At 44.9% G+C, this 26,708-nt stretch carries 23 protein-coding genes and 2 pseudogenes; 9 read left to right on the top strand and 16 right to left on the bottom strand.

The annotated features are described in order from the left end of the window. The first annotated feature begins 392 nt into the window (after positions 1 to 392). Positions 393 to 4,298, top strand: coding sequence for a DUF4855 domain-containing protein (locus NNL21_RS14730; protein ID WP_204818042.1), 3,906 nt, complete (start codon positions 393 to 395; stop codon positions 4,296 to 4,298). A 470-nt stretch (positions 4,299 to 4,768) separates the two neighbouring features. Here NNL21_RS14730 and NNL21_RS14735 read toward each other — a convergent pair whose 3' ends face one another. Together NNL21_RS14735 and NNL21_RS14740 are read right to left on the bottom strand one after the other, a co-directional pair. Continuing rightward, positions 4,769 to 6,844 (bottom strand): alkaline phosphatase family protein, encoded by a 2,076-nt coding sequence (locus NNL21_RS14735; RefSeq protein WP_204818043.1) that lies wholly within the window; start codon positions 6,842 to 6,844, stop codon positions 4,769 to 4,771. A 489-nt stretch (positions 6,845 to 7,333) separates the two neighbouring features. After that, positions 7,334 to 7,999 carry an MBL fold metallo-hydrolase gene (locus tag NNL21_RS14740; protein ID WP_204818044.1) on the bottom strand — a complete coding sequence of 222 codons (666 nt, stop codon included), beginning with the start codon at positions 7,997 to 7,999 and terminating at the stop codon, positions 7,334 to 7,336. 219 nt (positions 8,000 to 8,218) lie between these two features. Here NNL21_RS14740 and NNL21_RS14745 point away from each other — a divergent pair, with 219 nt between their 5' ends. Beyond that, positions 8,219 to 8,389 carry a hypothetical protein gene (locus NNL21_RS14745; RefSeq protein WP_256555258.1) on the top strand — a complete coding sequence of 57 codons (171 nt, stop codon included), beginning with the start codon at positions 8,219 to 8,221 and terminating at the stop codon, positions 8,387 to 8,389. A gap of 427 nt (positions 8,390 to 8,816) precedes the next feature. Here NNL21_RS14745 and NNL21_RS14750 read toward each other — a convergent pair whose 3' ends face one another. The 5 genes and pseudogenes from NNL21_RS14750 to NNL21_RS14770 all read right to left on the bottom strand — a co-directional run bounded on the left by NNL21_RS14750 (position 8,817) and on the right by NNL21_RS14770 (position 13,326). Continuing rightward, positions 8,817 to 9,389 (bottom strand): hypothetical protein, encoded by a 573-nt coding sequence (locus NNL21_RS14750; protein WP_204818045.1) that lies wholly within the window; start codon positions 9,387 to 9,389, stop codon positions 8,817 to 8,819. A 214-nt stretch (positions 9,390 to 9,603) separates the two neighbouring features. Then, positions 9,604 to 10,452: an imm11 family protein gene (locus NNL21_RS14755; protein ID WP_204818046.1), complete on the bottom strand. Its 849-nt coding sequence runs from the start codon at positions 10,450 to 10,452 to the stop codon at positions 9,604 to 9,606. Between the two features lie 69 nt (positions 10,453 to 10,521). After that, positions 10,522 to 11,000, bottom strand: a pseudogene (locus tag NNL21_RS14760) (NUDIX hydrolase). 133 nt (positions 11,001 to 11,133) lie between these two features. Next, positions 11,134 to 11,685 (bottom strand): cyclase family protein, encoded by a 552-nt coding sequence (locus NNL21_RS14765; protein WP_204818047.1) that lies wholly within the window; start codon positions 11,683 to 11,685, stop codon positions 11,134 to 11,136. A 519-nt stretch (positions 11,686 to 12,204) separates the two neighbouring features. Next, positions 12,205 to 13,326: a phosphotransferase enzyme family protein gene (locus tag NNL21_RS14770; RefSeq protein ID WP_256555259.1), complete on the bottom strand. Its 1,122-nt coding sequence runs from the start codon at positions 13,324 to 13,326 to the stop codon at positions 12,205 to 12,207. Positions 13,327 to 14,034: 708 nt separating this feature from the next. Here NNL21_RS14770 and NNL21_RS14775 point away from each other — a divergent pair. Together NNL21_RS14775 and NNL21_RS14780 are read left to right on the top strand one after the other, a co-directional pair. Continuing rightward, positions 14,035 to 14,439 (top strand): CBS domain-containing protein, encoded by a 405-nt coding sequence (locus NNL21_RS14775; RefSeq protein WP_204818048.1) that lies wholly within the window; start codon positions 14,035 to 14,037, stop codon positions 14,437 to 14,439. 488 nt (positions 14,440 to 14,927) lie between these two features. Then, complete coding sequence (locus tag NNL21_RS14780) at positions 14,928 to 15,317, top strand: YmaF family protein (RefSeq protein WP_204818049.1); 390 nt, start codon at positions 14,928 to 14,930, stop codon at positions 15,315 to 15,317. Between the two features lie 205 nt (positions 15,318 to 15,522). Here NNL21_RS14780 and NNL21_RS14785 read toward each other — a convergent pair whose 3' ends face one another. The 4 genes from NNL21_RS14785 to NNL21_RS14800 all read right to left on the bottom strand — a co-directional run bounded on the left by NNL21_RS14785 (position 15,523) and on the right by NNL21_RS14800 (position 18,839). Further along, on the bottom strand, positions 15,523 to 16,947 hold the full coding sequence (locus tag NNL21_RS14785; protein WP_204818050.1) for a PQQ-dependent sugar dehydrogenase: 1,425 nt from the start codon (positions 16,945 to 16,947) through the stop codon (positions 15,523 to 15,525). A 117-nt stretch (positions 16,948 to 17,064) separates the two neighbouring features. Next, the gene (locus NNL21_RS14790; protein ID WP_309145328.1) at positions 17,065 to 17,379 is read right to left on the bottom strand and encodes a DUF1801 domain-containing protein; all 315 of its coding nucleotides are present in this window, start codon (positions 17,377 to 17,379) and stop codon (positions 17,065 to 17,067) included. Positions 17,380 to 17,662: 283 nt separating this feature from the next. Then, entirely contained in the window at positions 17,663 to 17,842 is a 180-nt protein-coding gene (locus tag NNL21_RS14795) for a hypothetical protein (RefSeq protein WP_204818051.1), read from the bottom strand. 199 nt (positions 17,843 to 18,041) lie between these two features. Next, positions 18,042 to 18,839: a DUF2935 domain-containing protein gene (locus NNL21_RS14800; protein WP_204818052.1), complete on the bottom strand. Its 798-nt coding sequence runs from the start codon at positions 18,837 to 18,839 to the stop codon at positions 18,042 to 18,044. Positions 18,840 to 19,147: 308 nt separating this feature from the next. Here NNL21_RS14800 and NNL21_RS14805 point away from each other — a divergent pair, with 308 nt between their 5' ends. The 3 genes from NNL21_RS14805 to NNL21_RS14815 all read left to right on the top strand — a co-directional run bounded on the left by NNL21_RS14805 (position 19,148) and on the right by NNL21_RS14815 (position 20,496). Beyond that, positions 19,148 to 19,366, top strand: a complete 219-nt coding sequence (locus tag NNL21_RS14805) for a WGxxGxxG family protein (protein ID WP_204818053.1) — start codon at positions 19,148 to 19,150, stop codon at positions 19,364 to 19,366. Between the two features lie 169 nt (positions 19,367 to 19,535). Next, positions 19,536 to 20,054 (top strand): DUF3231 family protein, encoded by a 519-nt coding sequence (locus NNL21_RS14810; RefSeq protein WP_204818054.1) that lies wholly within the window; start codon positions 19,536 to 19,538, stop codon positions 20,052 to 20,054. A gap of 262 nt (positions 20,055 to 20,316) precedes the next feature. Further along, positions 20,317 to 20,496: a hypothetical protein gene (locus NNL21_RS14815; protein WP_204818558.1), complete on the top strand. Its 180-nt coding sequence runs from the start codon at positions 20,317 to 20,319 to the stop codon at positions 20,494 to 20,496. 95 nt (positions 20,497 to 20,591) lie between these two features. Here NNL21_RS14815 and NNL21_RS14820 read toward each other — a convergent pair whose 3' ends face one another. Beyond that, the gene (locus tag NNL21_RS14820) at positions 20,592 to 21,167 is read right to left on the bottom strand and encodes a DoxX family membrane protein (RefSeq protein WP_204818055.1); all 576 of its coding nucleotides are present in this window, start codon (positions 21,165 to 21,167) and stop codon (positions 20,592 to 20,594) included. Positions 21,168 to 21,471: 304 nt separating this feature from the next. Continuing rightward, positions 21,472 to 22,382, bottom strand: a pseudogene (locus tag NNL21_RS14825) (helix-turn-helix transcriptional regulator). Positions 22,383 to 22,612: 230 nt separating this feature from the next. Between NNL21_RS14825 and NNL21_RS14830 the strand changes: the two are divergent. Beyond that, positions 22,613 to 23,074 carry a VOC family protein gene (locus tag NNL21_RS14830; protein WP_204818056.1) on the top strand — a complete coding sequence of 154 codons (462 nt, stop codon included), beginning with the start codon at positions 22,613 to 22,615 and terminating at the stop codon, positions 23,072 to 23,074. A 299-nt stretch (positions 23,075 to 23,373) separates the two neighbouring features. Here NNL21_RS14830 and NNL21_RS14835 read toward each other — a convergent pair whose 3' ends face one another. The 3 genes from NNL21_RS14835 to NNL21_RS14845 form a co-directional block, all read right to left on the bottom strand. Beyond that, on the bottom strand, positions 23,374 to 24,501 hold the full coding sequence (locus NNL21_RS14835; RefSeq protein WP_204818057.1) for an NADH:flavin oxidoreductase: 1,128 nt from the start codon (positions 24,499 to 24,501) through the stop codon (positions 23,374 to 23,376). A 95-nt stretch (positions 24,502 to 24,596) separates the two neighbouring features. Beyond that, the gene (locus NNL21_RS14840) at positions 24,597 to 24,908 is read right to left on the bottom strand and encodes an ArsR/SmtB family transcription factor (RefSeq protein WP_204818058.1); all 312 of its coding nucleotides are present in this window, start codon (positions 24,906 to 24,908) and stop codon (positions 24,597 to 24,599) included. A 427-nt stretch (positions 24,909 to 25,335) separates the two neighbouring features. After that, a complete protein-coding gene (locus NNL21_RS14845) occupies positions 25,336 to 25,923 on the bottom strand; it encodes a VOC family protein (protein WP_204818059.1) in 588 nt (195 codons plus the stop codon). A gap of 281 nt (positions 25,924 to 26,204) precedes the next feature. Here NNL21_RS14845 and NNL21_RS14850 point away from each other — a divergent pair, with 281 nt between their 5' ends. Continuing rightward, positions 26,205 to 26,546, top strand: coding sequence for a hypothetical protein (locus NNL21_RS14850; protein WP_204818060.1), 342 nt, complete (start codon positions 26,205 to 26,207; stop codon positions 26,544 to 26,546). The last annotated feature ends 162 nt before the right edge of the window (positions 26,547 to 26,708 follow it).

The raw sequence follows: 26,708 nt of genomic DNA on the forward strand, positions 1-26,708 counted from the left end.
CTAATATTACAAGACATTTTATGGAAAGGAAAATGTATGGTTTCATTCAAACACCATGCGTCTGCCCTCCGAAGCATCCACGTTCGAATTAATCGTTACAGAACGATTCGTCTTATCCTACTAATGTTCGAAATTTCCGGCTAAAGGATAGTGCATCCGCCATGCAGAAGCGAGAATATTGTCTAGTTTCAACGTAAATCGAAGATTAACGTCGATTTCTGATGAATCCTGGCATAATGATTGCATTGTAATCAGATATGGCTTTATTTACAATTACCTTGGGCTGCTTGCTGAATCTATTCTATATATGGGTTGGAAGGAGGGATGATGGCTCGTCTCTGTTCTTCGGTATGACCGATAAGACCAAATATAGTACAAATGGAGGTACGCAAATGATCTTTTCGAAGCAACCGACTGCAAAAGGCGTCAGAATACTCACCTTCGTTGTTCTTTGCTTGCTGCTGCTCTTCTCGGATGCTAACAACCTGCTTGCGTCGACAGCCCCTGAAGCCGGCCCGACGCCACAGCACGTGCTCAAGGAGGCCATCGAAACCATCGAGTCAGCCGAGAACGAGAGCATCGGCGCCATAGATGCCGGCGAAAGGACAGAAACTGCTGAAGCATTGCCCTCCCCTGCTAATATGGCTCTACATAAAAGCTATACGGTATCTATTCCTGCCAATGACTCTTACGCTGACCCGAACGGTACAAAACTGACGGACGGCGCGTACGGCGGTACGGACTTTTCGAACCCGGCTTGGGTGGGACATAACGCCAATATCGACCGTGAAATCGTCATCGACCTTCAGGAAGCCAAATCGATTTCGGCCATCAAAGCCAATTTTCTCAGCGACAACGGCGTAGGCATTACCGCGCCGGAGCTCGTCACCTTCTTCGTTTCGCAAGACGGCGTGCAATGGTCGAAAGTGAAAAATGTCATCCGGCCGCGCTCCAATCAATCCGTTTCCACGGCCCTCTATGAATGGAACGGCAACCGGGACGGTTTCCCGAAACATCAGCCAAATGGCCAAATGGCTTACGCCCGTTACGTCAAAATGCACACGATCGTCGATTATTGGATGTTCATCGATGAGATCGAGGTGCTGGGCTATGACGGCAAGCAGAACAAAGCTGTCGAGCTCACGCCGGATCCCGCGATCGAACCCGAATATTTGCAGGCCGGCGAGCAAACCGGCTACATGAACGATCTCGTCCTGTTCTATAACGGGCAATATGCGGAGGATGCCGGCAACTGGAATGCCGAGCAATTCGTTCCCTACGTCGCGTATGTTGACGAGAACGGGCAGCCGCTCGATTGGATGTTCGACAGCGGACTATTCCTGGGCATAACAGCCCCGTCCGGACGTTCCTTCGCAGAAGGCACTTCTCCTTCGAACAAGGAAGATTGGGATTGGTACATCGCCAAAACGCTCTCGGAGCCAGCCTCCGATGCGGCACAGCTGAACGTGGCTGTACGGCAGACGGCGCAGCAATTGGGAGAACCGAATCATAAGATGAAAGTCGCCATCATGGTGCCGATGCCGGACTCGCGGCAAACCGACTTCGGCGACGTCGACGGCGATGGCGTCTCGGAAAACCTGAGCAACAAAGCGGATCAGGAGAAGGTGCTGCGCTGGTATGTCCGCGAAGTCACTCAGAAGTGGAAAAAATCTCGCTACAACAACCTGGAATTGACCGGTTTTTACTGGATGAGCGAAACGGTGACCGAACTGAACGCTCTGCAGTACACTGCCGACCTGGTGCACCGGAACAAACTGAAATTTTACTGGATTCCTTATTATGAAGCTTCCCTATACTGGAAATGGCAAATGTTCGGCTTCGACGCGATGGCCTACCAGCCGAACCATTATTTTGCCGGCACGGCGGCCCAGCGCATTGCCGATGCCGCCGCCCGCGCCAAAAAAATCGGCTCCGGCATCGAGATTGAGTTCGACGACGGCGTCTTTAACCTCGGTCCGGGCCGGCATAAGCTGATCGACTATTTGCAGGGCGCAGCGGAGTACGGCTATGACGGCGATACGTTCCGCGCTTATTATCAAGATTTGCGCACGCTGTATAAAGCCGCATACGATGAGAAGCCCGAAAACCGGCAAATATACGATTGGATTTATGCGTTCATCCACGGACAGCCGCTCGATTTCACCGTACCGGGACCGCAAAACCTGGCATTGAATAAGAGCTACACGGTATCCTTGCCTCCTTCTTCCAGTTACCCGGATACGGGCGGTACGGAGCTGACGGACGGCATCCACGGTACGACCAGCTTCTACAACGCAGCATGGCAGGGCCATGCGGGCGATTTCGACCGCAATTTTATCGTCGATTTGGGGGAACCCAAGTCGATCGGCGCGATCAAAGCCAACTTCTTGAATGATCGCGACCCGGGCATTAACGCGCCTGACGATATCCGCATCTCCGTCTCGATGGATGGGCAGAACTGGGCCAGGGCAGCCGTAGTGGACAAACCGGCGTCTTCGGACACCGGTCCCCACACGCTGCAGTATGTATGGGACGGCGCAGTCGATGGGCTGCCGAGCCAGCAGCCGCAGGGCGACATGGTTTATGCCAGGTATGTCAAAATCAATCTCGTGCTCAACGTTTGGGCGTTTATAGACGAGATCGAAGTTTGGGGCGAAGACGGCAGACTGGACGGCGCCGTCGAATTGACCCCGGACGAACCGCCGCAAGACGGACGTTACCTGGAAGCCGGCGAGGCGACCGGCGGAATTAACGACCTGGTGTTGTTCTATAACGGGCAATATAACAATAACATCGGCGATTGGAACGCTTCGCAATTCGTTCCCTACGTGGCCTATGTGGATGAGGACGGACAGCCTACGGAATGGTTTTTTGACGGCGGCTTGTTTCTGGGCCTTACGGCGGCCAGCGGCCGCACCTTCGTAGAGACGAACTGGGAGGAGTCCTCGAAGAAGGAGGACTGGGAATGGTACCTGAACAAGACGTTCAACGGCGATGCCTTGCAGCTGAATCAGGCCGTTAGCCAGGTAGGCGCGCAGCTGAACGATCCGAACCACAAGATGAAGGTGGTGCTCATGGTGCCGCTGCCTTCGACGAAGCAAACCGATTTCGGCGATGTGGACGGTGACGGCGTCAGTGAAAACTTCGGCGATCCCGCCGCGGGGCAGGCAAACAAGGAAAAAGCCGTCGATTGGTACATCAACGAGGTGCTGTCGCGCTGGACCGCGGCTGGGTATTCCAATCTGGAGCTGACCGGATTTTATTGGATGCACGAAGCGGCCAGCGCGGAAGATCAGGCGGTTATCCGTTACACCGCCGATGCCGTACACAAGCATGGATTCAAGTTTTTCTGGATTCCTTACTACGGCGCATCGGGCTATTGGAAATGGCAGGATTTCGGCTTTGATGCCATGGCCTATCAGCCGAATCACTTTTTCACCGACGGCACTACGGCGGACCGCATCAGAGTAGCCGCCGAAAACGCCAGGAAGATCGGCTCCGGCGTAGAAATCGAAGTGGACGACCGCGTCTTCGGCAATACAGCGTTCCGCCAAAAATATATCGATTATTTGCAGGGCGGCATCGATTACGGCTTTGACAGCAGCGTATTTCGTGCTTATTACCAATCTACCCATACTCTGCAAAAAGCGGCGTACAGCGATTTTCCGCGTAATCGGCAAATTTACGATTGGACATATGATTTCATCCGCGGCAATCCGATCGACTTTACGGACCCGGGTCCCGGCACGGGACCGGTGGATCCCGAAGCGCATCCGAATCTCGCTTTGAACGCTGCCTACACGGTATCCCTGCCGCCGGAGCCGCAATATCCGGATACGAACGGCACTGAGCTGACTGATGGTATCTATGCGAGCCCGGCGTTCTTGGACGACGGCTGGCAAGGCCACGCGCATAATACGGTGCGTGATTTCGTGATCGATCTGGGCGAACAGAAATCGATCGCCGCCATCAAGGCGAACTTCCTCCAGGAAACCAGCACCGGCATCCATGCGCCGGCCGTCGTGGAGATTTCTGTATCGACTGACGGGCAAAACTGGGCGAAGCTTGCCGACGTGGCCAAACCGGCTCCGACTCAAGCCGAACCATACTCGCAAATGTATCGGTGGGACGCTTCGAAAAACGGGCTGCCGGCACACCAGCCGCAAGGCGAATACGTCTATGCCCGCTATGTCAAGATTCATATTACGCTGAACGTATGGGCATTTATCGACGAAATCGAAGTGCGTGGCGAGAACGGCCGGCTTGACGGCGCCGTCGTGCTCACACCGGATCCGTAAGCCTCTACTCGCAGAAGCAACCGCCCTTACGCATCCCGGATGCGCTGGGGCGGTTGTTTCATTCGATCAGACGAAGCCTAACTCGATTGTAAAACCGATTATGAATCGAACGGGACAATAAAACAATTATCCGAATCTTGAGGTAAAGCTCAAGATGAGAATCTTTTCCATTGTCTTTCCTCAGCCTGACTATTTGCTGTTGCTGCACACCATCGGAAGCCAAGTGTTATTTAATCTACCATTGATTTTTTGGAATAATGTTATATCGAGGCGGTCGGCGTCAAACTGGGGCAAAAGACCGTCTGTACGCTGCACATGGGGTATTTCAACAAGTCGAAGGGTGCGCAAGCCAAAACCCCGCACACACGGCAGCCGAGCTGCGAACCCTGATTGATAACGCACGGCGAGCACCGTTGGAGAAAAACAGGCGTCGCTTTTCTCCAAAGAGAAAAACGGCGCCTGTCGTTTCTTTATTGTTTTTTGTCTTGAAACAGTCCTGCCGGGATTTTCGCATCCCAGTCTTCCGGAATTTCCAGGCGCAGCGCATGAGCGACAACGGCGGCCGTGTCGACCACGCTTACGTCGTCCGACAATACGGTGCCGGCCGCGATCGATTTTCCTTTCGCTGCCCAGAATACCGTCTGCTCCTCCAGTGAATTGCCGCCATGGCCAGTCCCTTTCCCGCCATGGTCCGCGGTAAGAATGATGAGCGTATCCTCCATCAGACCTGCATCTTCCAAAGCTTGAACGATTCGACCGACATACTGGTCCGCATTTTGCAATTTCTCGTAAAATTTCGGGGTGTAGTAGCCGTAATTGTGTCCGGCGCCATCCACCTCGTCCAGATGGACAAATATGTTGCGCGCGTTATGGCCTTCCGCTTTAATATAGTCTACCGTTTTTTGCGTCGTCGTTTCATCGTTCCCGCCGTTTACTTTATAAGCACCTGCGGAATCCTCGATGATGCCTTTATTGATCGGCGACCAGGTGGCGAACGATGCTTGCTTGAGCATAGGTCGCTCCTGCTTCAGCATTTTCATATAGGACGGGTAGAGATTGTTCTCCGGATAAGGCTTGCCTGCCGCAACGTCGTTGGTCAGCCCATGCTTGGCCGGGATGACGCCATGCAAGATGGAGCCCCAGTTTTGCGCGCTGATCGTCGGCAGCATCGCTTTCGCTTCGTACGTACCTGCACCTTCGCTCATGAGCTTCTGAATATTTTGAGCATTGGCTTGCGGATCCTTTACCCCGTTCCCGGCGCCGTCGATCCCGATGAACACGACGCGTTTGTAGAGAAATGTATCCTTGTACGGAACCAGCCTGTCCCTGACTATCTGCACATCGTCGTGATCGACTTTTCGATCGCCGTTTATATCCGCGGTTTGCGCCCGCGCCCAGCGATTATCGCCCTCCCGGCTGTTCTGGTTTTTCAGGACGAGATTCAGATCCTCTTTCGTGAGCAGCCCATCTCCCGACACATCAATGGAATTCGATACGCGGACAACCGCTGTCGCCGTTTTGCCGCCATCGACCGTTTTGACCGTTAAGGTTGCATTGCCGGCCTTCCCGGCTACGACCGTTGGGCGGCCGTTGATCGTTTCCACTTTGGCGACCGTATCGTCGCTCGACAACCATTCCACTTCTTTAATCGTTGCGTCGTCCGGATAAACGGTTGCAGTAAGCGGCATCGGCGCTCCCGCTTTCAAGTCGAGCTCCGACCGATCCAGTGATACGGACGCGACCGGGGTGGGCGGAAGCGGAGGCGCGCTATCGAACATGGCGCTAACCTCCGCATCAGTCAACGCGTTCCGGTAAATCTGCAGGTCGTCCACCCGCGCTGTCAGCGTAGAGCCGTATTTGCCCGTGCCGTCCTGACCGATTTTGGTCGTGTACGAGGAATCGAGCGTGCCTTTCATGCCGGAGATATCGACGGTTTTCACCAGCGCCCCGTCTTTATAGAAGCGCGCGATCCCGTTAACGCGATCATGCGAGACGGCGATATGATGCCAGTTGTTGTCGGCAACCCCCGATACGGTCGTGTCCATTCGGGCGCTCTGGGACGTCTTGTAATTCCACACGAGATTACCCGATCCGTTTACGGCCAGAATCCACCCCGTGTTGCTTCCGGAATTCCAGTCTTTGTTGGAGATGATGGAAGGATCGCCCGTAATTCCCGACGATTTGAACCAGAAGGCGACGGAGAAATCCGCGGCATCGCCGAAGCGGAACTCGTCGCGATTCCCGAGATCCACGTATTGGCCCCGCGTTTGAAATTGGATCGCTTGTCCGAGCCGTCCCTGGACATATTCCGGATTCCCGTAAACGGTCGCGGAGACCGCGCTTGCCGAGCTATCGGCCGCGTCGTTGTCGAATTTCAGGTCGAGAACGGATGGGGAAAGGCTGATCGCCTGCGAGAACGCAGCGGTTTGATCTTCTCCCGAAGAAATGCTTTGGGCATAGACGGGCAGCACAGAAGCCTGTGCTGATGCGAGTAAAACAGTGGCAGCGATCGAAGAGACGGCTAATCGTTTCAAATGGCGGTTCATTAATATTCCTCCTGGTCAGATGGATTTTACCCAATGAAATACAATAAATTAAATTGATGTTTATTGCTTTTAAGTGGGGTTAATATAAATTTACAGTTGGATTGTAAAATCAGATCCCGAATTAATTAAATATATTATTAAGATGCTTTCCGTCATAGTTCGCCCCTTGCAAAAGAAAATAGAAGAGAGAGGCATTTAGCGCCTCTCTCTTCTATTTATTCGCTATCGTTCGCCGTTAGCTTCATGGCGCACCGTTGGTCTAAGGTTTTATTTTCCTATTCTACGACTTTATTTTCTCAATCTATTAGGGGGCACCTCACGAAACGGAAAAATTGTATGCTAAGCAATTTGTAACATAAAAAAACCGGACCCTTTACTATCTACAAGGGAAACCGGTTTCGAATCGCAGCTAGAGTGAAGTTCAACTAACGTTATTCGTTAGCAGAACAACATCGTTACACCAAAAGATAATTTGCTGAAACTTTAACTTTATAATCCCTGGCTAAGTCTTAATATCTGATCTTTAACATTTACATTACTTAATCCCCCGTGATAACAAACCACGGATGCAATGTCGAGATCTAAATACTTTTTCAATGAGAGACGAGCTTCATTCATATCCGGTGTGGTCGGGACATGAATTCCCCCGAGAATCCCGTTTACACTATACATCGAGTCCCCGGCAATGAGAGTCTTACTTTGCCTTAAATAAAGGCTGATATGACCAGGAGTATGCCCAGGAGTATGGATGATGCGAATCCCACCGCAAAACGGCAGTTCCTGTCCATCTATTAAGGTATCGTCCACTTTGCCCTTCGGGGGATTCTCAAGGTGACCATCTTTTAAAAGAGGGATCTCCCCCTGAATATACGGCTTATCCAGTTCATGTGCATATACTTTAACATTACTGCCACGCTCCTGCAAAATCTCAGGAAGACTGCCTATATGATCCACATCCTGATGCGTCAAAATCACAACTTTTAGTTTGTCGAACGACACTCCTGCCTTTTCCATTGCCACGCGTAAATCTTCAATTTGCCCTTGGAATCCTGTGTCTATTAAAACAGCCGCTTCTCGATCCCACAAAAGAATGGGGTGAATAATTTCCCCATGAAAATCTAGATGAAGCATTTCTACTCCCTTTGAAATTTCCATAATATCGGGCCTCCGTAAAATGAAATTTATACAAATAATAAGTTTTCAGTTGATTTCTCCTTGTAAACGAACCATGACCGTAAAAAGATACGGGGGTTTCAATGGAATAAATTCAAAGCCAATACGAATGAGAGAAAAGGAGAACTACATGCATAGAGTGGACAAATCAGATTTACGCTCTTTTACGGTGAAGCGCCTGAAACAAAATGTTACGTGTACATGGAGTTGAATCGGGATGGCAATCTGATCGCGATCTACAATAGGTATGGCGAGGAAATAGACATGTATGGTGGACATGAATTTGTACCCGAGGAGGAGCTGGAGCACGTCAATCGTGAGTATTATAAGTCGATTGGCTTGAAGAATGAGAAAGCACATAATTTAGAATGAAAAACGCTAACATTTTATCACTATTGGGGAACCCTCTTTGTCGTGTAAACGCGTATTCCAATTTGGAAATCGGTAACCACAAGGGCCTACTTCTCTGTTTATAATTGTTCGGTTCACGTTTTTAGTCAAACTTTCTCCACTTCCGGGTTACTCAACATTCCGCTGGTGGCAATCCAGTTGGATTGCCTATCTTGACCAGCGTGGTTCCTACCCTACGATCAAATTGAATACTTCTATTGAAGGGGCATTAAGAGGTTGATTTCTTCCTCTGTGGCAGGAGGATTAACCGTAGAAAAAATCGGTTGTGATATCGTTTGGACATGTTTTAAAATGTTATCCCAGACGTCCTTAGCCATTCCTGGATCACCACCACTCTTCATCATCTCTATCTAAAGCAAGGATGCGTGACTATACAGCTCATGTATTTTCAAAATTCATATTTCCCAAATCGTTTTCTGAGAGTTTCTTCGTGCGGTATCCACTCTGAATCACTCCATAAAGACATTCTTACGAGTTCCGACAGCTTATCTACGGCTTGTTCCGGACTCGTAATGCCAATGAAGTCGTCAAAATCCTGATTACGGATATCCAACGCTTCCCGCAGGTAGTCATCATTAAGGCGCTCTTCTTTGAGTTGTTCATATTCATCCCTCGTCCACTGTTCACAAAAGATTCTTTCGGCTTGAATGTCTCCATTCTCGAAAAACGACAACTCGAATATCTCCTCATTCATATATCCGGCGGTCATCACTGGCTCCTCGATAAGCCGGGACAACGTTTTGCCGATCTCTTTCACCGTACCCCATACAAAATAATCGTGGAGTACGCTGATCCAGTTCTCGTTGCTTTTGCTTACGTACATGACAACTTTGATCTCTTGAGCCTCATTATTTGGCTTGCCTAATACTTGGGCATGCCCTTCACTTAGCTCTCTTAATGCTTCGACAGTCTTCTCAAGATGTTTCGACTTGATATGCAAATTTGCGAATGATCTTCCCACGAGATGGCCTCCTCTAATCTCTTTCTCAGCCTGATTCTTGTTCATATCCTATAGATTGGTTCTATGTATGTCTCTTATTTCCATTATAGTGATCGTTTGTCTTGAGTCTACCTACTTTTCACCTGAATTTTGGAAATAACCTTTGCAAGGGTAGCGTAACGGGGCAGCCGATAATCTCAGTAGCAGACTTGTGGTGAAAGTATTGGGCTATCGTTTATTTAAAATTCAATATGTCAAATAATGACTTTCTCTTTTCTTTAGTTCCCCATGTTAATCCCAATATCACAGGAGGATAATAAACAGGGTTGAACCAAGAATAAGTACCGTCTAATAATAGTTGCCCCAGTAATATTTCATTTTCCTCGTCAACCTTTAATGCCCATTTTCCGCTATATATTAATTGTCCCTTGTTTTTTTGTACGTAGTTGATAGCTTTCTCAAAATTAAACGTTAGCTTTAGCGATCCGTCGATTTCTTCACACATGGAAGCATACTTTTCCTCCTTCTGTTTCCAAGACATCTCCGAGTCCCACATCTCAACGAGTTGATACCCCTCTAGGTGGTTATCCAATAAATTCTTTAGACGATCAGAGACATATATATTTGGTAATACCCTATTTCCTTCATGTAACATGATTCTGAAGAGATCCTTGTCTTGTACAACATCCTTATAGAACTCTAACTCTTCATAATCAATTAATTTATTCGAGCTACCCAGACGCTTCTCTTTTGATTGATTGGGGTCAACACAATTTAAAACCGTTAATACATTCAGTACATAAAATTCACCTTCAGAGCTTGTTAATGGCAAGAATTCAACATTTGTGTCAGGAAGCTGCGTAATTATTTCCTTTGCTCGTTCGCTTACAATTAGTGATCCACCCACTGCATTCAGGATATCGGAAGGTTTTCCCTTATTATCTAAAACCACGTTGTGGCTTACCCAATTTCGTGACAACGGGCTCGCATCTTGAAGTATTTCTCTCAAGTTTTTTCCATCTTCATAATTTTCAAAATTTACAGTGTTGTAGGCTGGGTGATAATCTAGCCACCAAATTTTCAATCTAAAATCTCCCCTTTGCAATCGCACTATTTCGTTTATTGAAAATTTCTGCTCCCAGGATCATTTCAACTATCGTTCTCCGTTAGTTTTGTGTCTAGAGACGACTAAAGGGTTAAATATAGTTAGTGAGTGTTTCTTTCCATTTAGAAGGTTCTCCGCAATTTGTTTAATTATACTTTCTCCGCGTAGATCGTATAGATTAGGAATTAACAGATCAGATACCCTGATCCACATGGACTGATCTCATTATCTTGTAATTCAAGAGAGCCTCCAATTATTTCGCCGATAAAATGGACCATAATGACTTGAGTATTTATGTTGCTCATAAAATTGTAGATCCCTGTTGTCCCTGTAAGTTTTATATCGTATCCCGTCTCTTCTTTTACTTCTCTACGTGCGGCATCAAGGATATCTTCACCAGTCTCTATTCTTCCTCCTGGAAAGTTCCATTTCTTCCTTACAGAAGGTTTGTTTTCTTTTATCATTAATACCTTATCAGCCTTAAGAATAGATGTACTAACAACTAATACAATCCCATTTTGAGTCATCTTTATCCTCTCTCGTGTAATAGTGCTATAAGGTTGCCTTTTCGGCATCCTCTAAGAAAAAGAACAAACTTTCCATCAGAGAGGAGCTATCCCTTGTCGGCAGCTCCACACTATCGTTCTCCGCTAGGACATTTTATGCGTTTATTCCAAGCCCAGCTGTTTCAGCCTCCACCACCGCAACGGCCCGAACCGGGGACCCGTCGCCACAGACGATGCGCAGTGGAAATCCATAAAACATAAAGTCGGTTCCGTCGGGAAGACGATCCAATCCCTGAAGCCCCGTATACGTCACAATTCCGATTCCCAACAACGCCCGCTCCAGTTCTTCAGATAGTTCGCCGCCGACGAACGGTGGTCGTAGCGCAGCGAGTCTGTCAAAGCATTCTAGCCCGACGGAATCGGCGAAAAACAGCCCCCGGCCTTCCGGCCAAGTCGGGTCTTCGATCCGTGCTACGCGCGATGCTCCGAAAAATCGCTCCAATGGCAGCTCATCCAATGTCGAGGCACCGGGGTGCATGTGTGAAGGCGCGTCCACGTGTGTTCCGGTATGGCTACCCATCGAAAGCTGCCGCAGCTGCCAGGTATGACACTCGTATGTGTGCACTACCTTGACTTTTACCTCAGGATCGCCGGGATAAACGGGCATGCCGTCCGCAATCGGCAACGACAAATCGATCACTCTCACTCAGGCACCTCCTTTCTGCAAGCTATTATCCAAATTTCTCTTCTGTTTGACTTGAACTATCCCTGTTAGCGTAGTAATTCAATCTAAAGTCGTCTATTTCTCTTTTCATCTAAATAAATGTCTAGTGCTGCTATTAATCTAATTAATAGCTTGATAATTAAATATAGTGTATATAATCCGAGCAAAATGAACAGTCCATAGACAATAACCATGATTGGTAAAAACATTGGTAACATTGAAGAAGAAGTAATCATATTCTACCGCCTTTACTTCGAATTTTGGCGAACAATAATTTTGCCCCCCCTTGTTTTAGGGTCATATACTTTTTTCAATTTTGATAAATAAACCATATTATACCATGAATGAATAGATTGTTGGATCAATGCGATTCCCCGTTATCCTGCCTGCCCATTAACGTAGTGAAGGGCTACCACTCGGTAGCCCTTTCAGTATTAAACTATAGTTCTCCGTTAGCGCAACGAAGCAGTTGAAGGGAGATCCCGCGGCAATACAAAAAGACTAAATATTTCGTTTCTCATACTCAAAGGGTTTTTCACACGAGTAAATTTTATGGAAAAATCCCCTATACGGGATATCGTCTTCCAGACATTTTATGCGATACGACAACTCCTCGTCACACTCTGGATCTTCGCCGTTGTTCCGCATTACCTCGAATGTATCTATAACTATAATACCTTCCATGAGGTTTGCTTGGATAAATAAGGGCAATTTTTCTAACATTGAATCTTCGATCCTGGTCTCGGATCTGTATCCCTCGAGGGCTGCTTTAAAATAATCATCCATAAACTTTTTACGTTTGCCGGCGTCTGGTTCAAATTGTATCCAGCCCACTCCGTTTGTCCAAAGACTTGCCAGGTCAAAAATATACCAACAGAAACATGAATTATCGAAATCATATACGGTTATTTGCCCGGTATCAAAATCTATCGAATAATTCCCATCGTTGAGATCAAAATGGATCATACCGAAAGACTCACGGTTCCTGTCCATTTCTTCTAAGGTTTTAAGGAGTTGTACCAGCTTCTCCTTGAGCAAAGTTAACGAGCCGGGTATCCGTTTATTGATATATTCGTCATTGTATTTGTCAAAAAAACTATACCGGCGATGGACAGGAATATACCCTTTCGATATTTGGTGCAGTTTCCCAAGGACTTTACCACAATTATAATAATATTCGGTAATTGGAGCACCTTCCCGATACCGATAATTATATTCCACAAGCATTTTCCCCTTGGCCTTTTTAAACAGGCAGACAAAAATGGTGTGATTATGATGAGTTATCTCTTCCAGTAGATTCCCCTTCCGGGAGCTGACTACATCCGAGACACTTCCGCCATGCTCAAATAAATACCTGATATACTCAACTTCGGCCAGAAAATCTTCCCGGCTCCTGTCAGGTAAGAAAGAGATTCTGAGTATTTTTGCATCTTCGCCTTCTTTCTCACAGGTATAAACGACATTCCGCCCTCCGTCATGTGCCGGAATCAGCTTGATTTCATAGCCTTCTAATCCATACAACTCTGATACTAATGGAAGTAAATATGCATCACTGATTTTAACAACCTCGTTATAATTTATAATATCTCCTCCAGTCAAAATTCTTGCAACGACTTCCCACACTGAAATTACCACAGAAGAAACCCAAAAATGAAAAAATCCTTCTGTGGACTTAAATGATAACCACCTTGTTTAACATAGATACGTCACTCCTTTCAGCTTTTTCCGCCTTATATTTTACCTAAAAATGCCAACTATATTCTAGGGAAACTTTTTATATAATAAATTTTATAATTAGCGCAACGCAGCAGATCGATCGTTCCCCTGGGTTTATACCCTTCGCTAAAGCTGATCGCCCCCTACTGTAGAAACCAGGTTTAAGCTGGTTGAGATGAACAGATCCCGCATAACAAGCGATGTTGTGGAACTATAAGCAGTGCTTAGGGATTGTCCTCCAAAGGTATTCACGTCCCCGGAGGCTGCTTTGTTAAGGAAGAAATAGATCTTCCGTCTTCACTTGTTGCTATCCTCGAGAATTATTGTCAGCATTAACGATTGTTTAAGCTGTCATATCGTCGGGACTATCGGCGAGAAATGCGAAAAGGAGTTTGCCGCGGCAGCTCCTTCGTTGATATTTGTACGTTACCCAGGAGGAGCAACGCGACTCCTCCGAATCCAATGAGTTTTTAATATGATGATCGGATGTTCCGATAGGTGTTATGCTAAGCGCAATCAGACTGCCAAGATACTCCCCTGCAACGATTCGTTTGGGATGTTTCACATGCGCCCCGCGACGAAATATGATTTAATATACCAAAGGAGCGTGATTCAATGGACATCAGATCGTTTTTATATCCCAAGAACGAGGTTTCTTACCTCATGACATCCTCTAATATGAAGGAAGCCATGGATAAATTGGAGGCGAGCCACTATACAGCCATTCCGATCTTGGACGACAATGGTTTATATTTCGGAACGCTATCCGAGGGAGATTTGTTATGGAAGCTAAAAGCCACACCCGGTCTCGGCTTTGATACGATGCACGAAATTCCTGTCATCTCCATCAAAAAAAGGATGAAAGTCGAATGCGTTGCAATCAGCGCCGATTTGGACGATATGCTGGCGCTGGCGGCCGATCAGAACTTCGTTCCGGTCGTAGACGCCGATCGCGTCTTCCTCGGTATTATTCGTCGCAAAGATATAATCGCATACTATACCCGGAATATTGTAGATTAGTTGGAAAGACCTGATCTTACGGATCATGAAGGCTGCCGTTCGGCAGCCTTATTTTTGTTCAGAGTATAGACATTGGTAACGTAGCCGTAATAAGGATCTGGAGATTTCCCTGGCCTTGGTACTTTATGTATTAATTGCAAATACATATGTGAGATAAGACTTCCATCAATTTCTGCAACCCATATGTACCAATCTCCGCTTTTGATCGCTTTAACCAAGAATTCACTACAAATCTGGTGAAATTCCTCAAATGCAACTTTATTATTTGTATGTTCCTCTTCTGAGAAATCCCAACGCAATTGAACAAGATGCGGTACATCACAACAAGGGTAAATGAGGAATTCGGGTTGCTCGATTAGAGAAAAAGTCTTGCCCTATCTAAGAAGTCATACTACATACCAAATAAAGTTGGGTATAAGCCGCTTCCTGACAAACTTTATTCTCCATACACTAATCCTGTGTATATATCTCAAAGAAAGGAGCCCATTATGAAAATTCCTGTTACCGGATTTGTAATGAATTCTGGAGGCGACGATACCCATCATTCGCACAAGCTTTATATTACATCCTGGAATGGTACCCCTGTCCATGTTCACGCATTATCAGGGATAACGTCCATTAATGATGGACATTCTCATGAGTATGCAAGTTGGACTGCCCCAGCCCCTACCGGTGTTCCGCATGTTCATGGATATCATACTGTCACTTCGTTTAATCAAGGTCATACCCACCTCATACAAGGAACAACCGGGCCAGCTATTAATCTTACCGGCGGCGGGCACTATCACTTATTTGAGGGATTTACGACGGTTAACGGCACTCATCCTCATTCACATGCCTATAGCGGGCGGACAGGTAATGAAGTTAGTAGTATGTAAAGAAATAAGTGAAGGACGTACGCTTTACTTTTCTGTACGTCCTTCATGGCTATGATAATTTGCGCCACTGTTTTACAAGGCGTGGCTAATTGTTCTGGATTCATGGAGTTTATTCCTCCTGTGTACGGCGTTGTCGCTGGAGCTGCGTACCCCGGCATGGCAAGTGCCGAATGCGGATTACTAAGTCGAATTTTATCGTAACGAATTATGGAACAATTTCAAAAACAGTACCTTGGTTAAAATCATTTACTTTCATAGAGCCATAGACCCCTAAATATAGTCTGGATTGGTTCAGATTCGTCCCCAAACTTACATAATAAGCTGATTGAGACCCAAAATTATATTCGGTTTCAATAACACTAAAATCATTTCGTCTACAATCCATTCCTACTCTGGTATAAGCTAAAACACCTCTAACCGGAAGTTGAGATTCTTGAGCCCGAGCTAGATCGGTAAACACAACATTTCCCGTTAAATCGGGGATTTCATTTCCCATATAGGGCTGGACTCCTGTAAGTGCAGTTGCTCCAAACTTATCGGTTCGGGGATCTTTATGAAAATAACTAGTTAGAGGCTGAAGACGCCACACTGAAGTTTTTACTGCATCATCGTAATAAGCAATGGTTTTCTCATCCAAAGCCGGATTTTCAGAGCAGCCTGTAATTATCGAAGTAGGAAAAGCGCCTTCCCACCCTCGCCAGCCAAAGTTAATAAATCCTTCTTGGCCAGGTTCAGAATTCATTGAATAAGCTTGAATAAGCTGAGTAACCGGTACTGGTTTATAATGAATGAATGAGAAAATCGACTCTACGAGATCCTGTCCGACATTTCCTGCGTATTTGATATATTGATTATAAAACCTTTGAAATGAAATGCCTGGTATATTGCGAACTCCTTTGGCAATTACCGTAAGTGTTTCCTGAATAGGTACGGGTAGCTCATCAAAACGTGTAACTACTGGCGGATTATCGATAAATGTATGCTTAACGACATCAATTTCAATTATTTTACCTGCGATTTCCATATCATCTTGGCTTAAATTAAATGGATCATAGCCTGATCCGCCATCACCGGTTGTTAAAACAAGTTTTCCTGTTTCCGGTGAAAAGTTTAAGCTATTGACACCATTATGATTTAAAAATGGTCTTCGTATACTAAGTAATGTCCGCCGTTTTTGAGGTTGACCATTCGATAGTAGAATCCATTCTTCAACTGTATCAATATGATCATATTGAATTTCTCTATTTATCCACTTTAGGTTTAAGGTTCTAGAATCACACGGGTTAGGCCTAAAAGATTCAAAAGCACCTGGAAGAGCACCTGGACCTTGGGTTCCAGCTAGTGAATAATGGAGATAAAACAGTCCATTGCAATAAAATTCGGGATGAAATGCTAGCCCTAGCAAGCCCCGTTCATCATATCCACCACTAGAATCACCTAGATTTATGATTCGTGGGCGAATATCTAAAAAAGTCCTTATAACCCCGTTCCCTATGTAAAAGATCTCTCCTACCTGGGTTGCAATAAATAATCTTTCAATGGAGTCACCCGGAAGTATAGTTGTTTTCAAAACAGTGGGTAAGTTGATCTTACTTACAATGGGCCGTAAACTAACCTTAACTTTTATCAAATAACTGTACCCTCCTTCATATTGTTTTCTTTTATAAGAATATGTTTAGAACTGTTCTATTTAGTACCAAATAAGGGTTCACAGTGTCCTTTGTCTATAACGACTCGGACGCTTTCTTCAGGAAGCCGGACAATTGCCCCAAATCCGGCTTATCCCCGTTACGAATCTTGAGCCACTTCCTTTGGGCCGGTCCCTCAAAGCCTTTTGGAATCTCCATACCTCTGTATTCATGAACATAAAAGCAATCGTATCTTTCGAAGGCGAAATGACAGCAGCGAATTGCCCGTTTTTCAGAAAATGCTGTTCCTTGTATTGAATCTTCTCTTCAGCTCCGGGAATCGTTTCATGGACCATTTTCCGAAGCTGGCTGCACAATTGAACTTGCAAATGCGGATTGAGATTTTCGAATAATAAAGTCACTTCTGGATTCATTTCAAACTGTCCTCTCATATGGTGATGGGTTTATTAGCTTTCCTGTTGCAGCTTCAATTTTTAGATTCAAAGAACGCGAAAAAGCTACTCTTGGAGTTTCTCCAACGAGCAGCATCTTAGATTAGATATCATACTGGGCTAAATATCAATCTACATATTCAGGTCTATCATTTTCCTTTTTAAGTACAAAAGCTGCTCGCGGGAACACTTTTTCCTTCATATTTATAACATCAGCAGCCCATGTAACTTTTGGTTCATCTTTCATCGATTGTTTCTCCTCAGACTATGCGCTCTGGCTTGGTTTTTTGCGTATGCTTGTTAACTCAAAAGCCTCTTTAGGAATTCCCAGTTCTAGGGCCTTCTTCTTCTTAATCACCATGGCCTGCTGTAAGCTGGTGGCTTGAAATTCAATAGTGGTGCCGGATGGTTCCTCGAAAGCATAATAGCTCTTTTTATTCGACATTAACTAAGCGCCTCTCCATCTTATTCTATAATGATAGCTATGTTCTTTCCTGCAGCTAACTAAAATCATTATGTCCACGTATCCTGTTTATAAACACGAATCGTGACATTATTTACAACTTGAATGCAAGTACAGCGAGCGATTTCTAAAAAATCCCCTTGCTCTTCGTCCTCGAAGGCGCTTGGGGATCTCTGTCTGTTTACACTTTCACTCTTGGTTTTGCTGGGTCGCATTTCGGATCGGGAACCATTCCTAAACTTGCGAGCTTCATTAAATAATAACATTCTTCCCGCATCATGTGGTCAGGCATCAATGGTGTGATTCGGTCAAGGACCTCCGCTGTCAATTCCATGTCCTCAAGCTCACGAAGAAACGAGACGAAGAGCTTCATTTCAAGATCGATATCCTTATGGAACCTGTGAAATGCCGGAAAGTCTCGTAAATGCGTTCGCATATAGCCGGCCATTTCAACACTTTTCATGTAGAATTGTTGAAAATGGATCTCGAACTTTTGACTTTGTTCTATCAAACGTTTTTCTACTGAGTCCAAGTCGCTTGCAATTGCTGCAGCGTGACCCGCTGCATCTAATAACCAAAGCAAATCGTGGTGAAGGGCCTCAAAACGGGGTACCGCTTCTCCCGCAGCCAACGCATGTAAAATTCGCAAATATTCTTCCAGTTCATTCACCATATGGTTGATAAAAGTTGGTGTTAATCCGATCGTAACTTTACCGAGGAGAAGCCTCTGCAATAGATTTAATTTGAATAACCGCAACTGGCTAGTCAATGGAAGTGCCTCTTGGGGCAGTGTTTTAATGGTTGCATCACTCGTAGCGGCACGGGATAATTCCAGCAGGCGATCGAACGATTGGATAAAATGTTGTGCTCTTTGAATATCTTCAGCTTCCTTTGGCGAGAGCGCGTTATAAATAAAACGACTGTGATCTCCAAGAATTTGCAGCCAAAAACGATGTTCAAATAACGCAGTTAAGGACATACGTGTGTTCCTCCTTTCGACGTATTTCAACGATATAAGGTATGAGTCAGTTCGTTGATTTATTACGCTAAACAAAAGCTGACCCATACCTTCTGGTTAAGGCTTCAAGACGACCTTAATGCAATTGTCCACTTATGTCCTTAACCGGCTTGTGACAAGAACACTCCCTCTTTTTCGCGCGAATTTGCTTGGGGATGAATTCAACACACAAACAAATAATGGAGAACTCAAGTGCGAAGAATATTTGATTTTCCTTAAGGGAATCTTATGCTCGTACAAAATTCAAACCTTAAGGAGGTTTAGTGGTCATGAAAAAAATATGCTCATCTCTAATCGCCTTTACAATCCTGTTGTCCGTATTATCAATCCCTGCCTCTGCACAACAAGATAACAACATGGATATGAATGCGAACAACTACCGGACAAATGCCACGGCTAATGATAATGATTTTGACTGGGGCTGGCTAGGTTTAATTGGCTTAGCAGGCTTGTTCGGATTAAGAAGCCGCGATCGGGAACGTACTTGAGCCGAATTTTAGATGAACCCCCTTTTTCCAATAAGGGGGTTTTTTAGCTGCGATTCTTTCGTACCTTTCAATATGTTTACAAATGGTAATTCTGCATATTGCATTATTTCTGTGTTGCTGAGCAAATTAAATCTGTTTTAAATCAAACAATGTAGAGGAGCAATGTTAAATGGGCATTTTGAGCGGTAATCCAAAAGACGAACCAATGCATTATGGTGAGGTTTTTAATGTATGGCAGGCTTCCACTGTGGCCAAAGGAGCTGTATCCTGCTACCAAGCATATTTAAACCACTCCGGTGACAAGGATCTAAAAAAAGTTTTGGATGCTCTTATTGATCAAGCGAAGCTCGAGATTAAAGAGCTCGATACTTTACTGACAAATAACGGAATTGCTCCAGCACCCGTAATGCCTGAAAGGCCACCAGTAAAACTTGAAGATATCCCTGCCGGCGCAAGGTTTTCTGATCCTGAAATCGCTGCTAAAATTGCATGTGACACTTCTGTAGGTTTGGTTGCTTGTAGTCAAGCTATGGGCCAATCAATTAGGGAAGATATTGGTGCTCTATTCGCTAAATATCATCTCACTAAAACAGCTTTAGGCGTTCGGATCCTGGAGATGGTCAAAGAAAAAGGATGGCTTATCCCTCCCCCTCTTCAGTTGAAACGCCCCGAGCCGGTAAAAGTGTAATTCACATTGTAATCCTGCTCACTAATTGGGCGGGATTTTTTTACACATATTTTCAAACCCATGTATTTAACCTGTCTTTTCCACATTGCTTGGCGGCATGAATATACATTATCAACCAGTGGGCATAATACCCTCGGGGGTGAAGAGTTGCACCATGAAATGTGTCTATTGTGACAACTTAAAACAATTAAAAGGTAAAAAACACAAGTGCTATATATGCACCATCATTAAAACAACAACATAAAAAGGAATTCTAATTTACGTGAAAGGAATGAAGATTTTGAAAAAGGTTAACCGTAACCATAACGAACACGATCCAATTATTGCCCCCGGAATGAACACTAGTGATCCGTTAGAAGAGAAAGCTTCTGACGAAGAGATCGAGCGTGGCCAATATACAGAAGTTACAAGCTTGTTTTTAGATCGCACTCCGGAAGACTAACCATGCCCCCTTTACATTTTCAGACGAAAATCAAATTCTCAAGGAATGAAAATAAAAAAAGAACCGGCCCTCACCGAGGCCGGTTCGTTTGAAAATTATAAAGAAACCGACTTGTTGCGGTGCCGGAAATTCCAAGGCGTACCAAGGAACGGCAGCGCCCATCTGTCTAGCCCGTACCATCCAGCCACCTTCCAACCCAGTACGATCCAAGTCGCAAGAATAAACAGCAGCGGGTTGCTGCTCAGCGTTCCTGCGAACAGGAAGCTCGCGTTCATAAATGCGCCGAAAAAGGCTGCGATGCCCGTCAATAAGCCGAGAATCAGGCCAAGCCCGACAAGCAATTCGCCGAATGCCACAACGTAAGAGAATACTCTCGCGTTCGGCAGCACCATATTTTCCAAAAAGGTCGCATACCAGCCCGAGACGTCCTGGCCACTCTCCGCTTTCCCTAGCGCCCCCTTGACAAATCCGGTAAGCCCCGCGCCGGCGTTGCTGCCGACCCACTTGTCGTCAGTCACTTTGTGCCAGCCCGCACTAACCCAAGCATAGCCTAAGTATAATCGAATAATTAACCATAAGAGACCGGATCTCGTATTATTGAAAAAGAAATTCGATACCGGGTTATCGGGAATGATGATGTTTTTCCCTTGTAGTTCTTCTTTGATGGTCATTAGTATCAGCTCCAATGTAATATTTTACCTATCATATTACACCGTTTCGAGAATTGTAAAGTTCTTATTGTAAATAAACGCTTGAAGATGGCCCTTTAGCTGGCGTTCTTCCATGAGTCTGATTACAACTGGTCTCCTTCTCTGGGAATGGGAGTTGTATATATGGAACTGGAATAACACAAGGAATGGCTGCGCTCCGTTACCCCGGCCTTCCTGCACGGCCAAGCGATCCATAGTTTGATGTCGGAAACAGATATTCTTCCAATTTTCATGAATCATCCTCTTGACATATTACCGCTGTGCTTTAAGTATATTTCTCTATCATTTTATTTAAAAACCTCCGAAAATCATCAAGATATGTTTTAGGCTCTATGATTTTCAGATTCGTTCCGAAACTGGCCAAAAATTGAAACCCAGTGTTGTTTTGCGGCACATGGATTGTGGCTAATAGAAATTCAGAACTATAGTTTTCAACACTCTTCCGACCGTACCTTTCAATAAATTGATCCCTTATGCTAGGCGAGATCAGTGCTTTAATTGCAACTAGTTGCGGTTGAAAACTTTCTTCAGCTTCGTGTTCAACCAAATAATCCCTAGGAACAAATGTCTTTAAATCCATATGGAGATTGTCGCTTCTGGACAATTTAAATGTTCGATACCCCATCCGATTTAAACAGAATCCTTTCAAGTACCAACTCATTTCGCTAAAATGCAGCTGGTATGGCTCGACCATTCTATTCGTTTTGATACCATTTATATCCATATAATCAAATGAAAGCAGCCTTCCTTGCACTATTGCTTCCTGACATGTCCTTAAGATTAGGAGAATCTCAGCGCGACCGTCCCAATCATAAAATGACAGATGAATGGGAACTTTCAGAGACGCTGAGCTTACCATCGACTCAATTTTTTAACCGTTACCTCTACTTCTTCGCTGATTAGAATTTGTTCCAATCCGCTCAACGCAGTTAAGATATTTTCTAAGTCTTTGCTGCTTAAAAGTCGTTTATCTAATTTGTATTCATCCATAATACCAAAACCGCCGTTAACTCCATTAATTGAATAGATCGGTATATTCGACAAACTCAGTGTTTCCATATCACGAAGAATCGTCCTTTTGGATACGTCAAATAATTGTGAGAATTTTGTTGATGAAACAACATCCTTTTGCAGCAATATCATTACTATAGCTATTAACCTCTCAATTTTCCCCATGTTACTCCTCCCGCTCACATCGTTATACAGCTTCCCGTTTTCCAAAAATCACGAAAATCTCATATGGAGTCACCTAACCCCTGTAATACAAAAGACGCTTTATTCGAGTAAAGCTTCAATATAACTCATTACTGAATAACTCTTTTTTCACAGCCAGATATAATAGGTGACACACAAGCTGTCACCTATTATATAATATACTGCATTTATAACAAGGAGGAGGGTTTTTCATGTCAGTTATTGTATATTTAAACTTTGATGGAAACACAGAACAAGTCATTGAATTTTATTCGGAAGCTTTGAATTCGAGTAAAGTGAAAAAAGTGAAATTCAAGGATTTCCCACAAGATCCAAACTATCCATTGCCAGAAAATGAGTTGGATATGGTTATGGAGTCATCGTTAGAATTCGCTGGCGGGAAAATAATTATGTCGGATATTTTGCCTTCCATGAAGAGGGTAACAGGCGAGTTGGTTAAAGGAAATAATGTGCTGATCAGTATCGTTATCGATGATAAACAAGCGCTGGAAAATTACTTCAATAATTTGTCTGTTGGCGGCCATGTTATCATGCCTTTATCAAACATGCCTTGGTCTTCGTGCTTCGGTATGTTGGTTGATAAATTCGGTATCGGTTGGAAGCTCAATAGTGATGCGGACAAGTTTCTTGATCGTGTGATTTCAAGCAAATAACAGTTTCGCTTCGGATATAGGGAGATTGAAGCCATCTGAACAGCAGGGATTTGTGCGATCAAGCAGCGAAATGGATGGCGCAGATCTCTAAAAATTGCTTTTAACATCCATGAACGATTACTTATGGAACATTTAACTGGAAGCGTGGCAATGTTGCCACGCTTTCTTGTCCCGAGCGGATTATGAACGTAAACCATTCTAATACCATTCAACCCATTATTTAATTTTCCCTTTTCCCGGTTTCCTTTGATCATCTGAGAACATGAAAAAAGGAGCCACAAAGATGGCTCCCTTACTTCTTAGTACAACGTCTTAAGTGACTCCGCGTTAAATGGTACGAGCTCTTCGAATTTACCCATGCGGACTTTCTCAGCCCATGCCGGATCTATTAGTAAGGCGCGACCGATCGCGACCAAATCGAATTCATCCTGTCCAATGCGAGTCAACAGCTCATTTAGGTCCGCTACCCCAGCGTTCTTCCCTATGAATGCGCCAAGGAACTCCTTGTCGAGTCCAACAGAGCCTACCGTAATCGTCGGTTTGCCAGTCAACCTCTTGACCCAGCCCGCGAAGTTAAGGGTTGAGCCTTCGAATTCGGGTTCCCAGAAGCGGCGAGTCGAGCAGTGGAAAATATCGACTCCCGCATCGACTAGAGGTCGCAGAAGCTGAGCCAGTAATTCTGGAGTTCCCGCAAGCTTCGCATCGTATTGGGAGGACTTCCATTGCGATAAACGCAGAATGATCGGGAAATCCGGTCCAACCGCAAGTCGGCAAGCCCTGACAACCTCGGCTGCGAAGCGAGTACGCGCTATCATGCTCCCGCCATATTCATCCGTACGTTGATTTGTTCTTTCCCAGAGAAATTGGTCGATCAAGTAACCGTGAGCGCCATGGAGCTCAATTCCGTCAAATCCGATTCTTTTCGCATCGGCAGCCGCTTGGGCGAACGCTTGAACGATATAGTCGATCTCCTCTTTCGTCATCGGCTCGTTCACGCGTTCTCCGTTGAGGTCAAGCCCGGAAGGACCAATGGACGGCGCCTCTGGATTCGGTAACGATCCATTTGTCCGCGTCATTCCGACATGCCATAGCTGAGGAACGATTCGGCCTCCCGCTTCGTGAACGGCCGCCACGACTTGCGCCCAACCTTCAAGAGCTTTCTCACCATGAAAATTAGGTACATTAGGATCACCGGTTGCCGCGGGATGATTAATTAATGTCCCTTCGGTGACGATGAGGCCGACACCGTTCTCTGCCCTTCGTTTGTAATAGGCGGCTACATCCGGCCCTGGTACTCCACCAGGTGAGAAACTACGGGTCATCGGAGCCATGACGATGCGGTTAAGTAAATTTAATTTCTCCGATTCGAATGGTTTAAATAGTGTATCTTCGATTTGCGATTGTACTACAGAGTTTGATTTCTCCATGTCTTTCCCTCCAATTGGTTTATCTGGTGTATATCCTAATATACATAATTATAGATATACTTATTTATGAAAATCAGCCTGGATTTAATTCCAAGCTATAACTCCTTGAGGAGCTGTTCCTTGAAATGTTGAATACCTTTCTCGTTGCGCCGGTAATAGGTCCATTGGCAATATCGCCTGGACTCCAATAGACCGGACTTCTGCATTTTGACCAAATATCCAGAGATCACTGACTGCGCTAGCCCTGCTTTATCCGCGATAGCCCCTACGCAGATCCCGCCGTGAAAGTCGCAATCGCTCGGCAATTGGCTCTGGGCTCCGAAATGAACATCGGGTTCCTTCAGCCATTCCAGAATGTTAAGTCGCGTCTCGTTCGAGAGTGCTTTGATAATCAATAAAATGTCCATAAACAGATTATATCTATTTTTATAGAAATGTAAATACCCTGGATTACTGAGCTAACATAATAATGCCTGCAATTATCGAGATCGAAGCGAAGATGCGACCATTTCCATTTCACTTGGATGCCGATAGCTTGGCATCCGTCAATTCGTTAGTATTAAGGGCAATCAAGGAGTTTCTGGATCTTCTTCCTCCCTCTTCTTCGTTAATGACTGTGTCTCTACATACATTGCCGTGATGATTCAATCGCTTTCCGGGCGGACGAATTCCGCCTGAGCGCTGGAACGAGCACAGAAATTAGTGGCGTCTGCGAAACGAAATCCTTTCATAGAAAAGGCTTTTTCTAGCCATCTCATCCCCTGGCCAGCAGCCGTGTCTTAGTTATGTATTTCGCTATCGTTTCCCGTTAACTTAATGCTTTTTGACTCCTACTCAAGAACCTCGAATTTCCGAGATGATGGAGCTGAGAAACTTTTGCTGTTCAAAACTAGCTTTTTCACATAGCCCCCATAGCAATTGACTCTCATGCTCAGTCAGATCCCGTTTGAGTGTTGAACTCATTCTTTGTTTCAAGTCGAAATACACGCCTCTTTCTTCGACTGCCCGAATATAGTGCCCGTCCGGATCATAAAAGGTGAAATAACCGAAATCATTTGTAAATTCTGGTTCTTTATCAATATGGGCTCCAGCTTGTTTAATCCGTTCATGCAAAGCAAGCAAATCATTCGTTAACATCTCAACCATCGTCACGTGCCCCGTGCTGCTTGTGATAAAGAATGAACGAGGAAATACAAACTTCAATTGTGTGACATCTTCCGGTTTGGTTTCCATCAAAAAAATACCCGGACCGTTTCCATTTTTCAATGCAACTTGTGCCTCTCCAAATGAATAATCTGCTGAAATCAATTCATAGCCCAACACATCACAATAAAAATCCACCGATTTTTTCAAATTTGTGACTGGAAATCTCAAGCAGCAGTAACCGATCACATCTGCACCATTCGTTTTTTTGTTCAACATCGTTTACATTCTCCTTTTTTAAATATCTATTATTCGTTGTGAATTACTAGACAAATTCTTTGTCGATGATCGATCATTGCTGGTTCTCAGATCAATTCCGAGTATTTGAGACTGCAGCTTTCCTTGAATTTATTTCGTTAAAAAATTCCATATTCCTGCCCTTTAGCGTAATAGAAACGAGGAACAACTGCCGCTGTAAACTGTTCCTTGTTTCGTTCAACTTTAGTTGAAATGGAACATATTGGTGATATACATACGTCTAATTGAACGGAGGTGGTATTGTGAAGAAACACATCATGTTAGTTGCATTTATGCTTGCTTTAGTTGCATGTTCGGGCTCAGAGATTCCTCTTCCTCCCGAAGCAAAAGAATCCAAGTCTGCTTGTCCAGAAGTAATACTTCATTTGGGCGGAAAATGTTACTCGGTTCCCAAATCACACAATGAAACAATAGCTTGGTACGAGGAAAAAGCCAAAGAGGAAGGTTGGACATTTAATGTGATGACAGATGATGAACCTTTCTCATTCATGCTGACTATAGAAGACAAGAATGCAACAATAACGTTTTACAGGCAACCAGACGAAAAAAGCTCTGGCTTCTTGATAAAGACTGAATCGAATTGATACTTCGACCCAATGTTTTATTCCACATTTCTGCCCTTTAGCTTAACAAGAACAAGGAACAGTTGCCGCGGCAAACTGCTCCTTGTTTCGTTCAACTAACGTCTCGAGTCTTTACTGCACGCATACTCCACAAATCCCTGGAGGTTCACCCTCTAGATCTCT

The sequence above is a fragment of the Paenibacillus mendelii genome (genome assembly GCF_024498075.1).
GTDB classification, from domain to species: Bacteria; Bacillota; Bacilli; order Paenibacillales; family Paenibacillaceae; genus Paenibacillus_Z; species Paenibacillus_Z mendelii.

What these genes read in the sequence shown, in the direction of transcription:
- NNL21_RS14730 (WP_204818042.1), top strand. Translation starts at nt 393, where the DNA reads ATGATCTTTTCGAAGCAACCGACTGCAAAAGGCGTCAGAATACTCACC.
- NNL21_RS14740 (WP_204818044.1), bottom strand. Translation starts at nt 7,999, where the DNA reads ATGGAAATTTCAAAGGGAGTAGAAATGCTTCATCTAGATTTTCATGGG.
- NNL21_RS14745 (WP_256555258.1), top strand. Translation starts at nt 8,219, where the DNA reads ATGGAGTTGAATCGGGATGGCAATCTGATCGCGATCTACAATAGGTAT.
- NNL21_RS14795 (WP_204818051.1), bottom strand. Translation starts at nt 17,842, where the DNA reads ATGTCGAATAAAAAGAGCTATTATGCTTTCGAGGAACCATCCGGCACC.
- NNL21_RS14735 (WP_204818043.1), bottom strand. Translation starts at nt 6,844, where the DNA reads ATGAACCGCCATTTGAAACGATTAGCCGTCTCTTCGATCGCTGCCACT.
- NNL21_RS14830 (WP_204818056.1), top strand. Translation starts at nt 22,613, where the DNA reads ATGTCAGTTATTGTATATTTAAACTTTGATGGAAACACAGAACAAGTC.
- NNL21_RS14840 (WP_204818058.1), bottom strand. Translation starts at nt 24,908, where the DNA reads ATGGACATTTTATTGATTATCAAAGCACTCTCGAACGAGACGCGACTT.
- NNL21_RS14810 (WP_204818054.1), top strand. Translation starts at nt 19,536, where the DNA reads ATGGGCATTTTGAGCGGTAATCCAAAAGACGAACCAATGCATTATGGT.
- NNL21_RS14845 (WP_204818059.1), bottom strand. Translation starts at nt 25,923, where the DNA reads ATGTTGAACAAAAAAACGAATGGTGCAGATGTGATCGGTTACTGCTGC.
- NNL21_RS14790 (WP_309145328.1), bottom strand. Translation starts at nt 17,379, where the DNA reads ATGAATCCAGAAGTGACTTTATTATTCGAAAATCTCAATCCGCATTTG.
- NNL21_RS14775 (WP_204818048.1), top strand. Translation starts at nt 14,035, where the DNA reads ATGGACATCAGATCGTTTTTATATCCCAAGAACGAGGTTTCTTACCTC.
- NNL21_RS14835 (WP_204818057.1), bottom strand. Translation starts at nt 24,501, where the DNA reads ATGGAGAAATCAAACTCTGTAGTACAATCGCAAATCGAAGATACACTA.
- NNL21_RS14800 (WP_204818052.1), bottom strand. Translation starts at nt 18,839, where the DNA reads ATGTCCTTAACTGCGTTATTTGAACATCGTTTTTGGCTGCAAATTCTT.
- NNL21_RS14805 (WP_204818053.1), top strand. Translation starts at nt 19,148, where the DNA reads ATGAAAAAAATATGCTCATCTCTAATCGCCTTTACAATCCTGTTGTCC.
- NNL21_RS14820 (WP_204818055.1), bottom strand. Translation starts at nt 21,167, where the DNA reads ATGACCATCAAAGAAGAACTACAAGGGAAAAACATCATCATTCCCGAT.
- NNL21_RS14780 (WP_204818049.1), top strand. Translation starts at nt 14,928, where the DNA reads ATGAAAATTCCTGTTACCGGATTTGTAATGAATTCTGGAGGCGACGAT.